This window comes from Paenibacillus sp. EZ-K15 (assembly GCF_002573715.1).
Classification (GTDB): domain Bacteria; phylum Bacillota; class Bacilli; order Paenibacillales; family Paenibacillaceae; genus Paenibacillus_AQ.
This window is the reverse complement of sequence record NZ_PDHM01000020.1, coordinates 1-15,475: the sequence shown is the minus strand read 5'-3', so window position 1 is coordinate 15,475 and position 15,475 is coordinate 1. Positions and strand designations below refer to the sequence as shown.

General features: G+C 43.2%; 13 protein-coding genes. 4 read left to right on the top strand and 9 right to left on the bottom strand.

Annotated features, from left to right (window positions below):
* Nucleotides 1–149: 149 nt before the first annotated feature.
* A complete protein-coding gene (locus tag CRG97_RS23090; protein WP_098747883.1) occupies nt 150–2,087 on the top strand; it encodes an alpha/beta hydrolase family protein in 1,938 nt (645 codons plus the stop codon).
* 226 nt (nt 2,088–2,313) lie between these two features.
* Entirely contained in the window at nt 2,314–2,667 is a 354-nt protein-coding gene (locus CRG97_RS23085; RefSeq protein WP_098747881.1) for a hypothetical protein, read from the top strand.
* 451 nt (nt 2,668–3,118) lie between these two features.
* Here the strand turns inward: CRG97_RS23085 and CRG97_RS23080 are convergent, their stop codons facing one another.
* The 9 genes from CRG97_RS23080 to CRG97_RS23040 form a co-directional block, all read right to left on the bottom strand.
* On the bottom strand, nt 3,119–3,697 hold the full coding sequence (locus CRG97_RS23080; RefSeq protein WP_098747878.1) for a hypothetical protein: 579 nt from the start codon (nt 3,695–3,697) through the stop codon (nt 3,119–3,121).
* A complete protein-coding gene (locus CRG97_RS23075) occupies nt 3,694–4,458 on the bottom strand; it encodes an energy-coupling factor transporter transmembrane component T family protein (protein ID WP_098747875.1) in 765 nt (254 codons plus the stop codon). Before CRG97_RS23075 ends, CRG97_RS23080 begins: the two co-directional genes overlap by 4 nt.
* Before the next feature lies 1 nt (nt 4,459).
* Nucleotides 4,460–5,317 carry an ATP-binding cassette domain-containing protein gene (locus CRG97_RS23070; RefSeq protein WP_098747872.1) on the bottom strand — a complete coding sequence of 286 codons (858 nt, stop codon included), beginning with the start codon at nt 5,315–5,317 and terminating at the stop codon, nt 4,460–4,462.
* Nucleotides 5,317–6,123 carry an ATP-binding cassette domain-containing protein gene (locus tag CRG97_RS23065; protein WP_237566557.1) on the bottom strand — a complete coding sequence of 269 codons (807 nt, stop codon included), beginning with the start codon at nt 6,121–6,123 and terminating at the stop codon, nt 5,317–5,319. The genes CRG97_RS23070 and CRG97_RS23065 overlap by 1 nt, the downstream gene beginning before the upstream one ends.
* Before the next feature lie 29 nt (nt 6,124–6,152).
* The gene (locus CRG97_RS23060; protein ID WP_098747867.1) at nt 6,153–7,580 is read right to left on the bottom strand and encodes a PQQ-dependent sugar dehydrogenase; all 1,428 of its coding nucleotides are present in this window, start codon (nt 7,578–7,580) and stop codon (nt 6,153–6,155) included.
* Nucleotides 7,581–7,811: 231 nt separating this feature from the next.
* On the bottom strand, nt 7,812–10,184 hold the full coding sequence (locus tag CRG97_RS23055; RefSeq protein ID WP_098747864.1) for an AraC family transcriptional regulator: 2,373 nt from the start codon (nt 10,182–10,184) through the stop codon (nt 7,812–7,814).
* Between the two features lie 96 nt (nt 10,185–10,280).
* Nucleotides 10,281–11,162, bottom strand: coding sequence for a carbohydrate ABC transporter permease (locus CRG97_RS23050; RefSeq protein WP_096776001.1), 882 nt, complete (start codon nt 11,160–11,162; stop codon nt 10,281–10,283).
* Between the two features lie 12 nt (nt 11,163–11,174).
* On the bottom strand, nt 11,175–12,137 hold the full coding sequence (locus CRG97_RS23045) for an ABC transporter permease (protein ID WP_076325791.1): 963 nt from the start codon (nt 12,135–12,137) through the stop codon (nt 11,175–11,177).
* Nucleotides 12,138–12,207: 70 nt separating this feature from the next.
* The gene (locus CRG97_RS23040; protein ID WP_098747862.1) at nt 12,208–13,803 is read right to left on the bottom strand and encodes an extracellular solute-binding protein; all 1,596 of its coding nucleotides are present in this window, start codon (nt 13,801–13,803) and stop codon (nt 12,208–12,210) included.
* A 968-nt stretch (nt 13,804–14,771) separates the two neighbouring features.
* Between CRG97_RS23040 and CRG97_RS33350 the strand changes: the two genes are divergently transcribed.
* Entirely contained in the window at nt 14,772–14,924 is a 153-nt protein-coding gene (locus CRG97_RS33350) for a hypothetical protein (RefSeq protein ID WP_202618997.1), read from the top strand.
* Between the two features lie 111 nt (nt 14,925–15,035).
* On the top strand, nt 15,036–15,422 hold the full coding sequence (locus CRG97_RS23030) for a hypothetical protein (RefSeq protein WP_237566556.1): 387 nt from the start codon (nt 15,036–15,038) through the stop codon (nt 15,420–15,422).
* Nucleotides 15,423–15,475 lie beyond the last annotated feature (53 nt).

Below are 15,475 nucleotides of genomic sequence, written 5' to 3'. Positions count from 1 at the left end.
CTGTTCATTTAGCTCTTAAAATTATATCAAAAAAAATAACTTCAACAAAGGGATATATTCTATATTGCTTTCACTTATAATGTATAGTATAAAAACAATATGGTTTACAGTGGAAACTATATTGTTTTTATACTTCGAGGAGGCATTTTATGGATAAGAAGAGCATACGAAGGTTATTTGTCGTATCTGTTGTCATGATTATTGTAAGCGTTTGTTTATCCGGTTTTTTGCAAACTTCCTTTGGAAAGACGGAAATCATTAATTTTAAGGTTCCAACTGAAAATGGACAGTGGTTGTCTGGACAACTATATAAACCCAAACGATCGAGCGCAGAGAACAAGGTTCCTTTGGTTATAACCGAGCATGGTTATCTAAACAATAAACATATGCAGAATGTAAATGCCATTGAATTATCGCGAAGAGGGATTGCTGTCATGACATTCGATGCATACTATCATGGAAAATCAAGCTCGGCGAGTGAACCGGTAATGGAGGCCGTTGTTGCAAATGGGGAGGGAATGATACCTCTAGTGGAATTTGCCTACCATAATCTAGATTACATCGATAACCATCGGATCGGTGTTATGGGACATTCCATGGGGGGGATGTCAACATGGATGACGTTAATGCATTATGGTTCACAGTATTATACTGCAATAGAAAAAGCGAAAACTCCGGATTCGGAAGGCGGAGAAGACATTACGGATCGTGAACTGGAATATGCAAATTCTTTGAATAAAGTATCAGCAGGACTGCCAATAGGAAATATTCGTTTATCAAGTGAAGAGGTTTTTAGCCAAATTCACGCTAACTTAGGAATTATTTATGGTCAATTGGATGAGGGGAATTATGATTTGTCCCAAGGAAATGGTGATCTATCCAACAATGCCCTTGAGGGCCTGGTCGCAATTAACTCGATTTTTCCAGAAGATGAACAGCAGTCAAGCTTTGCGGTAGGTCAATATTATGGAGATGCAGAAAGCCAAACGTTGAGAGTAGTTCACAATCCAAAGCAAACGCATGAATGGGCGCATTTTTCCCAAAAGACAGTTGCCGAAACGGTCGATTTTTTTAACCATTCGTTCGGGCTCTCACCAAAAATAAAAAATACCGATCAGCTTTGGATCTGGAAAGAGCTTTTTAGTTTTATCGGATTATTGGGCATCTTTCTATTGATTTATCCGGCATCCTATTACTTATTAAAAATTCCGTACTTCCGGCAGTTAAAATTAACAAAAGAACAAAAGAATTCGTTAACCAGTACGATGCCAACGGGAAAAAGTAATAAGAAAACCAGATTTTTTTGGATAAGCTGGCTGCTTAGTTGGCTGTTTTCTGCAGTTGGAGTCATTGTAGCCTTAAAACTAGACCGGTTTATTTTTAAGAGCACGTCCAGTTTCTTGTCTGTAAAATGGTTTCCGCAGCCGATTACAAACTATATTATGATATGGGCGATCTTTAATAGTCTTGTTGGATTAGCCCTGTTTATATGGAAATACAGACTGGAGAAAAGAAATAACGCTGAGTTTTCTATTCAACATCTAGGATTAAAAATCGGTCTGAACAATTGGATGAAGACCTTTATACTTGCTCTATGTATCTTTGGAGTCTTTTTTACGGTTGTATTTTTGGCAGAATACTTCTTAAATGCTAATTTTAAATTATGGATACTGGGGGTATTTACATTCCATTCAGATAAGTTCTTGGTATGGATGAACTACCTGCCATTCTTCTTCATTTTCTATCTGACGAACGCGTTATTTATAAACAAATTGAGTTTTAGCAATATCAAGTCTGAAAAAGTAAACATGATTGTCGCTGGATTCGGAAATGTGCTTGGAATCATGTTGATCAATGGAATCCAGTATGCGGTTTTATTTATGACGGGCAACTCCTTCTGGCAAGAGACGAGACTTTATCCCATGGTTTTGCTTCCCTTTATTTTCTTATTATTTGCAGCAGCCATGATTAGTCGGAGCCTATACAAATTGACAGGAAACATTTGGCTCGGTGCAATGGTGAATACATTGATCATAACGATGATTGGAGTTGCGAACACGGCTACCTTGGTTCCTTTTCAGACCTAAAATCTAGAAGTACCAGTTCCTCTGCACTGTAGATGGAATTGGTGCTTTTTTTCTAATAGATTAACCGTACCATCAACACCAAACACTTTTTTAATCAGAATTTTAATATATATGCATATAATATTTATTTTGATATAATAGTTAAAATATTACTTTTGATCTAACGATTACATATATTTTCTCTACTGACGTTCTAAATCAAGAAGGAAAGAAGGGAGGTGAAGGAATGAAAAAAGTAGTATTGATTCTATTATTAGCATGCTTCTCTTTTTCTACCAGCGCATTTGCAGCTTACACTGCAACATCCCATGATTTGACAGTTTTCCAACCAGCTCAACATAAATTAAGCGTAGGCCTATGGAGCTCTACGAATGAAACCGTTGATCTAACGCTTTATTCCAAAGGACCATCTGGCCAACTTAGTACAGTCTTCTCGACTACCGTCAATATTGGGCCAACTTCTTCAAGCCCTGTCGAGTATTCAGTAGGTTATCTTAGCCCTGGAACTTATGTCCTCAAAGGACAATTCCAAGGGTCTTATGGTAGTTTAGGACCTGTTAGTTTGAATCAAGCCAATTAATAAAAGGCATAGAGATCAAAACGGCCAAGCCCAATCGTTTGGCCGTTTTATTTTTTGGAAGTGAAAAATGCAGGGGCATGGAGAAGCAAATCGTTACTTTTCACAACGTGTTGGTCCACCAGAGGTAATTTAAAGAAGTGGAATCAGGAGGACACCCTGCGAACCTAACCGCGTCGCGTTCTCCCCGTTGGAGCTTAAGATTTTCGGGTTCATGAATACGAGAACGTTATCGGAAATAAATGCAAATACATCGGATGAAATAATTGAAATTATTTCACCTTTTATGATTCGGATGGGCATTATTTTCGGTTGGTAGAAGAAAGGATAGTGGGATTTAGTTTTTAGTAGTAAGCAAGACAGAAACGAGAATTACTGGATACCGAGAAAGACTGCGTTGAAGAAACTTATTGGTTACAAAAAAATGCTGACTGTACGGACTGCCCAGTCTTAATCAAGTAATCCCTTTACTTATTTTCTTAATGAAATACCTGCTTATTTCTACCCAAAGCCAGCTGTAGAAAAGCGAGAACACATAAACGATGGCGATCGTACTTAGGCTAAATGAAGATGAAACTGCCGGGCCCAGAACAGGAAATCGAAAAACGTATAGCAACAAAAGGATTCCTGCCCACAAAGAAAAAGATCCGGCAACCACGGCCGGCAAGCGTATTTTCAAATATAACAGCGAACCGCCAATCCCAAGCCCCAATAAGCCTGTCGTGAAAGGAAAAACGATCAGTTCGCTTGGTTGGATAAAAAAGAGAAGCACAATCGTGAGCGAATAGGCGGTCAGACCGGAACCGACGGAAAGGATCGTACATAACACAATGGGGGCTGTAGCGAGGGGACTAATCAAGTAGCCTATCCCTGGCAGTAACCCTCCCATGGATTGAAAAATGGCGGATAGCGCGGCAAGAAAAGCGACCGTAATCATTTTTCTTGTGGCATATTCGACTGCTCCAAAACGGGTGTTAATCTCTGAAACTTCTGCACAAACAGAATTTAACCAGTAATTTTTCATGGGATTCATCGTTCAAAAACTTCTCCTTTCAACAGCACATGGATCAGAAGCAGAGCCAGCGCAGAAATGATCGTCAACCAATCGCGCCAACTAAACTGTAAACGGCGTGCCCGGATTTTATTTCCCGGTAAGTAACAACGAGCGTCCATCGCGAGAGCCAGTTGGTTCGCACGGCGAAGCACGGCAACGAACAGAGCAACGAGAAGCTGAAGAAGAGATTGTAAAGTGGTTCGAAAGCCTTCGCCTTTATAACGCGCGTGTTTCACTTTTTGCGATTTCAACATGGAGTCGGCTTCATCGATAAAGAGAGGAATAAACCGGAAGGCAATTGAGATCATAAATACGAAATTCTGAACCGGAAATCGAATGCGAGTAAGCGGGTGTAGTATGGCTTCTAGACCGTCTGCCAGTTTGGTCGGGGGGGTCGTTGCACTGAGCGCTATAGCCGTTGTGATAAAAAAAATGAGCTTGCAAGGCAGAAGAATTGCATTTTTAAGATCGCCTAACACCATGTGGAAACAAAACAGCGTGATCTGAAGGGGGAGCAAACCCTGCAGGCCGTTCCATAAATAAGCTAGCGGTAATCGGGCGGCGAGAACCAACAACAATCCAACGATTGCATAGAAAACCACGCTGACTAGATCATTTGAAATGGTAACCAAAGATAAATATGTCGCTGTAAAGATAAGTTTTGAACGAGGATCCAAGTCCTGCAAAAAAGAGCGCGTGTTCATAGACGGCCCGAAGGACAGCAACTTCAACCATTGCACGTCACAGTTCCTCCCTAGAGAGATTCGTGATGAATGACATCAATTGCTCCTCTTTATATACACTATCGAGCAGATTTTTGGCGGACCGTTCTTCGAGTGAATCTATAAAACGGAGCAGGGGCGTTTTCACAAAACCGATTCGCTCCAACCGCTGCCAGTGATCCCGAATGTTACAAGGGTGGAAATCCGCGTATAATTGACCATGGTTTAACACGAGAATCCGATCAGCGTTTTCGAGGGCCTCTTCAAGCCGATGAGTCATGTAGAGAACCGTCATTTTTTTCTCATCATGAATTAGCTTTATATACGACAACACTCTGCTCCGTTCCCAGCTATCCAGGCCCGCTGTCGGTTCGTCCAGAATGAGAATTTTCGGTTCCGTAACGAGCACCCCTGCTAGTGCGATCCGCCGCAATTCACCGCCGCTGATTTGAAATGGTGACCGGTCTTTGAACTGCGAAAAGCACAAACCTACGGCTTCCATCGTTTGTTTCACTTGCTCGGCAACCCATTCCCGCCTCGTACCTAGTCGATTTAGTCCGGCTCCGATATGGTTGAAAACCGTATCCTCCATTACTTGGTGCTCGGGGAATTGGAACAAAAAACCGATTGCTTTCCAAAGACGGAGGCGGTCGGACTTTTTATTGACTTGGTAAGGTCCGATCCGTATTACCCCTGATTGAGGGAGGATCAGTCCTCCAATCAACTGTCCCAATGTGGTTTTTCCACTCCCGGTCGGCCCCATAATCGCCACGAACTGTCCTGCAGGAACGTGCAGCGAGATTCGATCAATGGCTTTTTTATTAAAAGGGGTTCTGGCGGCAAGCATGCAATTGACGTTCTCTAAAATAATATCCATCACTGATCCCCGAATTTAAATTCATTCGTAGTAGGTAAATTCAGTCCTTTTTGTTTGGCAAGATCACGCATTCGAACAGAAAACGGAGGGAGAAGGCCGGAGTCTGTAAAAACGCATGAATTTGAAGCCGCTTCTTGGGGCGTTCCATCGAACCGGATCTTGCCTTTATGCATGACGGCAAGACGATCGGCAGTGAAAATCTCTTCGACCTCATGGGTCACCTGAATAAGCGTGAATCGGTTACGATGCAGTTCGGACATGATCTCATGAATTTGTCGGGCGCTTTCGGTATCAAGCATGGAAGTGGACTCGTCAACAATGATCACTTTGGGCTCCATGGCCAGAACTCCGGCAATCGCCAACTTTTGTTTTTCCCCGCCGGATAGAAAATACGGAGGACGATCTTTCAGTTCATAGAGCCCAAGCAATTGCAAGACGGATCGGCAACGGGATTCTGCTTCATCCGGGGAAACGCCGATATTATACAAACCAAAAGTCGTATCCTCCTGAACGGTCATGCCAACAATTTGATTCTCCGCGTTGGGGAACACCATACCCACATTTTGGCGAACATTCCATAAGTTTCGATGATCGCATGTATTCTTTCCGTAAACGGTGACTTCTCCCAATGTAGGTTGGAGCAGGCCGTTAATCAATCGAACTAACGTTGATTTTCCGGAACCGTTACCACCCACGATCGTAAGCCATTCTCCTTCATAAAGGGTTAGATTGATCTCCCGAAGTGTCCAATCCTGGCGCGCATCGTACCGGAACCATACGTTTTTGAACGATATAACGTTGTCCATCTTTCCCTCCGGCTTTGGTTCGTTATGAATCATGGAACAATTTCAAAAACGGTTCCTTGGTTAGCATCAGCCACTTTCATCGAGCCATAAACCCCTAAATAGAGTCTGGTTTGATTCAGATTCGTTCCCAAACTAACATAATACGAAGATTGAGACCCAAACTGATAATCGGTTTCAATAACATTAAAATCATTTAGCGTACAATCCGTTCTTACCCTGGTATAAGCTAAGACTCCTCTAACGGGAAGTTGAGATTCATTCCCTCGAGCTAGATCGGTAAACACAACGTTTCCTGATAAAGAGGGGATTTCATTTCCCATATAGGGCTGTACTCCTGTAAGTGCAGTTGCTCTAAACTTATCGGTTCGGGAATCTTCATGAAAATAACTTGTCAGAGGGTGAAGACGCCGTACGGAAGTTTTTACTGCTTCATCGTAATAAGCAATTGTTTTCTCGTTCAATGCCGGATTTGCAGAGCAGCCGGTTATGATCGAGGTCGGAAAAGCACCTTCCCACCCGCGCCAGCCCAAGTTAATAAATCCCTCTTGGTCAGGTTCCGTTTTCATTAAAGAAGCTTGAATAAGCTGAGTAACCGGTATCGGTTTATAATGAACGAACGAAAAAATCGACTCTACGAGATCCTGTCCGACATTTCCTACGTATTTGATAAACTGATTATAAAACTTTTGAAATGAAATGCCGGGTATATTGCGAACGCCTTTGGCCATTACCGTAAGCGTTTCCTGAATGGGTACGGGCAGTTCATTAAAGCGCGTAACTACGGGCGGATTATCGATAAACGTATTCTTAACGACATCAATTTCGATGATTTTACCTGCGATCTCCATATCGTCTTGGCTTAAATTAAACGGATCATAGCCTGATCCGCCATCACCGGTTGTCAAAACAAGCTTTCCTGTTTCAGGGGAAAAGTTTAAGCTATTGACACCGTTATGGTTTAAAAATGGCCTTCTGATGTTAAGTAATGTCCGCCTTTTTTGCGGTTGGCCATTCGATTGCAGAATCCATTCTTCGACTGTATCGATATGATCGTATTGATGTTCTCTGTTTACCCACTTTAGGTTTAAGGTGCTAGCATCGCACGGGTTAGGCTTAAAAGATTCAAGAGGAGCACCTGGAAGAGCGCCTGGACCTTGGGTTCCAGCTACTGAATAGTGGAGATAAAATAGACGATTATAATAAAATTGGGGATGAAATGCTAGCCCTAGCAATCCCCGTTCATCATATCCGCCGCTAGAACCACCTAGTTTCAGGATTCGCGGGCGAATATCTAAGAAAGTCTCTATAACTCCGTTTCCTATGTAAAAGATCTCTCCTACTTGGGTTGCAATAAATAATCTTTCGATGGAGTCGCCCGGAAGAATCGTAGTTTTCAACACCGTGGGTAAATTCAGCTTGCTAACAATGGGCCGCAAACTAACGTTAACTTTCGTCAATTCACTTAACCCTCCTTTTATGGCTTTCTTGTATAAGCTTATGATTAGAACCGGTTATTATTCCGGAGGAGCGGCTAGTAGAGTCCATATAATTGTGCACTATGGTCCATGGAAAAAAAGACGAGCAATGATAAAAATCCTCGGAGAAAGATGAGCGCAAAACTATTAGCAGCACATCCTTTCTTTTAATGAGAGGTGTGCTGCCAATGTAGAATAATGCAGTAAGAATTCCTATTCACTTAATCCAGCACATTTCGTCATACTCTCTCTATATTTACCGGGAGTAATGCCTTCGACCTTCTTAAAAACCCGAATGAAAACCGTATCGCTTGTATAACCGACCATCTTGGCAATCTGTGCGTTGGTCAGTCCAGGATCCGACATCAGTTTCTTAGCGTGATCCATGCGTACGACAGTCAGGTAGTCGTTGAAGTTCTGTCCACTCACTCTTTTAAAAAATTGTGAAATATATTGCGGCGTGATCTGCAAATGCTCAGACACTAAATTCAAGCTCATATTGGGATCGGCGTAATTCGCTTGAATGCAGGTTTGAATTTGCAGCAGGAGCTGTTCATTGTGATCGCTTCGTTCCAGTTTGAACGATTCGGCGGCCGATACATACAGGTCCTTCGCTTTTTCAAACATTTCGTCGGTTGTTTTACAGGAAAGCAGGAAACGCACAGGGTGGATGTCACCTTCTGTAAGCTTCCGGTAGGCCAGCGTATCCGAATCCGATGCCATGATACGCAGCAGGGTACCGGCAAGACTGAATAATAGGCATCTCCCGAGCTCCGGAGTGATGGATTCGTCGCGAAAATTTCGATCGAACAGCTGTGTAAGCAGTTGGACCACTTGCTCTGTATCGCCGCTTCGAATACAGTTGATTAACTGCAGCTCGGTTTCGACAGGGTAATAATACTGCAGCTTTTTCTGGCGAATATCATGATAGTAAAAGGTCGACAGCTGCCCATTGACCATCCTGTACTCCAAGGCGGCAGCCGCTTCCAAATAGGCTTCTCCAATCTGATGCTGGCCCTTATGAACGCCGCTTATGGCTATGCTGATAGCCAGCTTGAACCTAGTCTCCAGCATGCGATGCAATCCGGATACGATGTCCTTCACCCGGCAAGTCGGATGATCCATCTGATCCGGCATTAGATTAACGAGCAGGGCTAGCCGGTCTTTCTCCAAGTCGATCGTATGTATCGTATGCCCTTCATAGACTGTATCTTCAGCCAGATTGGAGATGATAAATCGCACCAATGCCCATTGTTTTTCACTTTGGTTCGGTGCGAACCGGGTCATGTCGTCCACTTGAACGAGAATGACAATAAAATGAGAAAACGGAAAATGGATGCCCATAAATTCCAGCGATTGTTTCATTTGCTCTGGAGGCTCAAAGTAGCCTTGAAGCACACGATGTAAATAGTTAGAACGCAGAATGGGCAGTTGTTGAGTCAGTTTGTTTTTAATATGCCTTTCCTCGTCCCAGGAAATTTTCATCATTTCCAGGATGTAGTCCAATTCATTCACTGCAGGTTTGCGTGGATGAGACTTTCCGGCCTGAATGGCCTCTACCATTCTTTTGATCGGAAAATAGTTTCGATAAGCGATTCCATATGCAGCCGCACTCCCCGCAAGGATACATAGCAAGAGAAGCCACAGCGCAAGATGCTCCATTTGTTTCACTTTCTGCAAATATACATTCAAGGGCATCACAGCAATATAGTACCATCCGACTTGTCCCGAGGTTGTGAATGATACCGTTACATCTTGACCGTTCAGATTGGAATTGCGTAAACCGGATTTCGACTTCAGTTCATTCAATATCGAGTTTGATAACGGACTTGCACCAGGGGTACTGCTGATGAGTTCATGATTTTGGTTCACGATATAAACGGAACTCCCGTTTGCGGACTCGATTTGTCGTGTCATTTCGTGAATCTTGGTTTCATCAATCAGAACCGTAAGATTCCCTTTCATATTGGATGTTTCTTCGACCGGCAACGATTGCATAAAGGTAATCACTTGCATGGGGTCATCCTTCAGGTAGCCGTTTCGTTGTAAGGTGGAGGACGGCAGGTATGTTTGACTATGATAGCTAGTCATCTGCTTACGCCATTCTTCATAGTTCAGATGTTCAAAGCGATAATATTTATCATAAAAATTGTGAGAATCGGTTACGAGATTCGGTTTGATCACAGAATCGCTTCGGTCCAAAAAAATATAGAAATCGTACACAAAATCCTTGGTCATTCTCGAATGCATTGTTAAATAATCTCTTGTAAACTGGACCAAATGATACCGCTCTGACAAGTCTTTGATTTCCGTATCCAATAAATAACGCAGCTTCGGATTGAGTATAATCTGATGGGATAACTGTTCAATTTCTTTGAAGTGGCTGTCTATATTGAGACGCATCTGCTCCAGCATGCCGAGATTGGACCGTTCCGCATTGGATTTCATGATATGTTCAATATTGGTATAGAACACAAACCAAATCAGGATGGGAAGCAGGAGCAGAAGACAATTGGATACGAGCATCCTGATGAACAGGCTTCTTCTTCGGCTCCCGGCATTCTTTCTTCGAATGATTGAAAACATGGCGATCACTCCTAATATAGAAAAGCTTGCTCAGTCCCATATACTTCGGGAAGAGCAAGCTTGCTCCCTTCATTGGATGACCGATTCGTGTGATGATCATTCTTTTAACGCACCGATCAGGACACCGTGCACAAAATACTTTTGCAGAAACGGATACAGGCATAATATCGGAAGTGTAGAGATGATAATCGTCGCATATTTGATCGTGATCCCGATGTCCAGCCGATCTGTGGCTGCTGCGCCGGTCGTCATGCTGTCCGTACTGTTCGAGATCAGAATTTCACGGAGCACTAACTGCAAGGGAAATAACTCCCGATCACGCAAATAAATCAATGCGCTAAAGTATGAATTCCAATGTCCCACTGCATACCACAAAACCATGACGGCAATAACGGGCATCGAAAGAGGAACAATGATTCTGCTCATAATGATCCAATCATTGGCCCCGTCGATCCGCGCGGATTCCTCCAAACTAACGGGTACCGCTTGAAAGGCGGTTCGCATAATGATCAAGTTAAATGAACTGATAGCCCCCGGCAAGAGAAGAGCCCAAGGCGTATCCAGCATGCCGAGACTGTTCACCAGCAGAAACGTTGGAATGAGCCCCCCATTGAACACCATCGTGATCACGATGATGAGCATGATGGAATTGTTGAAATAGACGTTGCGGCGAGAAAGGGCATAGGCACCGAGCGTTGTCATGAATAGGTTGATGATTGTGCCGCCAGCGACATAGAAGAGGGTGTTCCGGTAACCGGTCAGAATCATGGGATTATCCATGACGGCTTTATACGCATCCAGATTAAACCCGGTAGGGAAAAACAGCATGCCGCGAAATCGGGCGATTTCTGCAGGATCGCTTAAAGATGCGAATAATACGTAAAGGAACGGATAAAGCGTGACGAAGCAAAGTAGGAGCATGAAGCACGTATTGACGACGGAAAATATCGATTCACCCAGGCTGCGTTTGTGAAACATACCGTTCCTCCCTTACCACAATTTATGTTCACTCACTCGTTTGCTAATGGAATTGGCGAGTACAATCAGAATGAAGCTGATGACCGAATTGAATAGTCCAACGGCAGCGGTATAACCGAAATCGGCTCCCAGGATACCTTTCCTGAATACATAGGTAGAGATGACATCGGCCGTCTCATAGGTCATCGGATTGTACATTAAAATAATTTTCTCGCTCCCGACGGAAAGCATGGATCCCATGTTGAGAATGAGCAATATCACAATGGTCGGCATGATCCCGGGCAGGGTAATATGCAAGGTCTGTTTCCATCGTCCCGCTCCGTCAATCCGGGCCGCATCATAGAGCGTCGGATCAATGTTGGCTATGGCGGCGAGATAGATAATAGAGCCCCATCCGATTCCCTGCCAGACGCCGGAAGAGACGTACATGAACCGAAACCACCCCGGCTCCTGCATGAATGCAATCGGTTCAAGTCCGATCATGCCAAGAAGTTGATTCACTAGACCGTCGCGGGCAAAGAAGTCGATCATCATCCCGACCACAACGACGATGGAGATAAAGTGCGGGAGATAGCTTATCGTCTGGACGATCCGTTTAAAAAAACTCCTGCGAATCTCATTAAGCAATAAGGCAAGTATGATCGAAGCGGGGAACGCAAACAGCAATTCATAGATATTGATCAGCAAGGTGTTCCGAATCAGTCTCCAAAAATAGTAGTTTCCAAAAAAACTTTCAAAATGATCGAAACCCATCCATGGACTTCCCCAAATTCCGTCGGCAAGTCCGTAATCTTTAAAAGCGATTTGCAGACCATACATGGGTCCGTAATGAAAAACGATGTAGTAGGCAACGACGGGCAGCAGGATAAGATAAATGTAGCGGTTCCGAATTATGTCCTTTTTTATCATGCTCCATTTCTTCTCTGCCCGGTTCCCCGTTGCCGTCTTCACAATGTTTCTCTGTACATTAGGCATGGTTTACTCCTTCTTTGAATACTGGAGAACGGCAAGCTGCAAGCTTTCCGTCTCCAGTGTAGTAGACGTTTTATCGGTCGTTGTAGCGTTCCAATCCGGATTGCTGCATTTGAATTGCCTCGTCGATACCCATGCTTTTCATGGTAGCGACATACTCATCGAACTTATCCAGCGATTCTGCACCCATAATGAATTTAACGATCATTTCATTTTTATACGTATCGATATCGTTCATGATCGAGGCATATCGGCTATTGTTTTCCCGGGCGATGGTGATCGGAGGCATTCTTTTTTCATTCGAAGGTTCTGCCCAGACGGTTAAAGCTTCTTGCTGCTCCGGTCTGGCCGCATATTGCTCCATATAGCGTACATCCTGCAAGAAAGGACCGGCATCAGCGGACAAGACATGCTTTTTAACGGATTGGGCAAGCGGCAATCCATCCAGATTGTTCATGACGGAGTCCGTATACTTCGGATAACCGTTATCCATCGTATAGGATACGCCTTCTTTACCGAAGTTCATGATCATTCGTCCTTCTTCACTATAGAAGTAATCGAAGAATTTTACAGTTTCAGCAACGTGCTTGTTGCTTCCGGTTATAGCAGTGAATATGCCTACAATTTGATTGTCCATTTGACCGAATATCGGTTTATCGCCAGATTGCAATGTCGGATAGGGTGTGGCAACAAGCTTGAATTGCGGTTCCTTGGACTCCATTAAATCCATAAACCTGCCCATGCCTCCGCCTACAGCCATAACAGCCGCACCGACCTGATTGCCGGTTATTTTGGCATCGTACATTTTGCTGTCATTGGCTGCAAAGTCTTTGTCCAGCAAGCCCTCATTGTACCAACGGTTCATGGTTGTAAGGTATTGCTTATATTCGGGTTGAACGGGGCCATATTTAACCGTATTTCCTTCGTGATAGAAGCCGTTCGGGATGCCAAAAGCGCCAGTAAAAGCAAGCTCGCCTGCTCCCATCATGATCGGAATTTCATCCGCCTTTCCGTTTCCGTTGGGATCTTGTTCCTTAAACGCTTTCAAAACGGTATACCATTCGTCGATGGTTCTAGGAGTAGGCAAATCCAACTTGTCCAACCAATCTTTACGTACAACCGGGCCGGAGTGGGTTTGCAGTTTTCTCACGGGGCGGATGAATGGGAAACCGATAAGATCGCCATCGTCCGTCGAAGCCTGTCTTCTCCATTCCGGGTTTTCGTCCAGCAGCTTTTTGAAGTTAGGCGCATCGTCCAAATAGTCGTTTAATGGAATGATTTTACCATCCTTAATCGCTTTTTGAGCGCCTCCCGGATAATTATTCCACGTATACTCAACGACATCGGGCAGCGATTTCGAGGCCATCATCAAGTTGAATTGTTCGCCAGCTTGGCCTTGGGCCGGGTGTTGGTAATCGATTTTGACACCGGTTTTATTTTCGATTTCTTTAATAGCGGTAATCTCTCCATAGCTTTTCATAATGGCGGCTGCGTCGTGATGCATCTGTTTCCAATACGATAAGTTGCTCAAAGGTTGGGTTGACTCTGTGGATTCCGTTCTCCCCTTTGGCATCTCCTTACTGCTGCAGCCGGCCATTGCTGTGGCAGCCAGTCCCAGACATGTTATAACAGGTATAAGCTTATTGATGATTTTCCTGCTCATCTGCATAAACCGTAGTTCCTCCTCCATATTTGATGTGTTTTTGACATATTCAGCATAAAGGATGGTTGTTTTTTCCGGAATCATATAAAATCAGGAAAGGGTTGCCATTATTAAGATCAAGCACTGGCGAATATAAAACTGAATCGACCAAATTAAAGATTGGCCCTTATACAGTGGGGAGAGATTGCAAATCATTGGGGCTAAGCAGGGAGCCGCGAGCCGCAAGCTGCGAAAAAATCTTCGCATAGTTTCAACAAGTTAACGTCGGAGATGTGCATGAACCACAACTTTGAAACAAACAAAAAACGGACGCAAGTAGGTGGACGCTTGATTGTGATTACCCGTGTTTGATACTCCACGCGATCTCGTGTTGGATGTTTGGACGGAAGAGGAGAATCTGTCGAAGTGGGGAAGTGAATGGGGATAGATAAGAATAATCCTAAAGAATTGATTGCAAAAAATAGATTTTTAGACATTAATAATAACAACAAGAAAAAGTAAAAACCCACCCCAAGGTTGCAGCCAAAGGTGGGTTTATCTCCGTATTGACTCAGAAGGGGCTACCCATCCAAGCCAATTGTATGGACCAAGTGTTGACGCACTTGGTCTTTATTAAGTATATAATACCATAATTGAAAAGATGTATCAAAGAATTTAAAATGAATTCAAATGAATACGAAAGTTATTTGAAGAGGGCATCCCCCTCAAATAACAACAACATATCTACGCTACGGGCTACGGACTCTTGGTCTGCAGATTGTTTCGTTGAAGCAATTCAGCAGACAACCCTGCGAGGCTGAGTCCGTCGGACTTGGTCGCGTACGCTCCCCTAAGCCTCTTGATTTCGTAGGTACAACTATGTTAAGTGAAAATTACTACAGACAGTACATATTAGATATTAAATAAACAAACAAAACCTATACAAGCGTTAATATAACGGAATTAGATGTAGTTACAAGAGCAGAGGAAACCATGTGTCATTAATTGAAGAAAGACAAGCTGAGGATTTAATTGAAGCAACAGACATTGCAAATTCTGACCCATTAATTGCATCGGGGTGCAAATCATATGAAATAAGGACGCTAAAGTTGGCCAATGAAGAAAATAATTATTTACTAGCAAAATGAGGAAGATTTAAACAATAATAGAATTATTATAGTTTGGACTTTCAGGTTCTCGGGTTCATGAATACAAGAACGTTAGACGAAATCATTTGAAACAGGGAAGGATGGGAGATAATGAAATTAGAGATTTTAAATGTTCCCTCGTATTGGAAAACTGAAATGAAACAAAAATATATTCAACTGTATGAGGAAAACAGCAAGTTGGTTGTTCTGTTTCCCGGAAAAAACTATCCTTGTGATAAACCAATTCTACATTTTGCTGGAACCTCCGCACTTCAAAGTGGTTTTGACTTATTGGTACTGGAATATGGATATCAAGCTGCGAGAACGAATTTGGATGTTAATGAACTGCAAAGAGTCATAGAAGATAGCCACGAATCGGTTCAACGAATCATTGGCAAGTACAATCAAGTTGTTTTTATTAGTAAGAGCATAGGGACAATAGTTGCTGGTGAAGTTCATGGGATACTTGAAATTCCAATCAAAGAGTCTGTAAAATAAATTGTGTAAACTCCCAAATCTATTAAAATGGAAGTAATAGAAAGGTTGGGGAG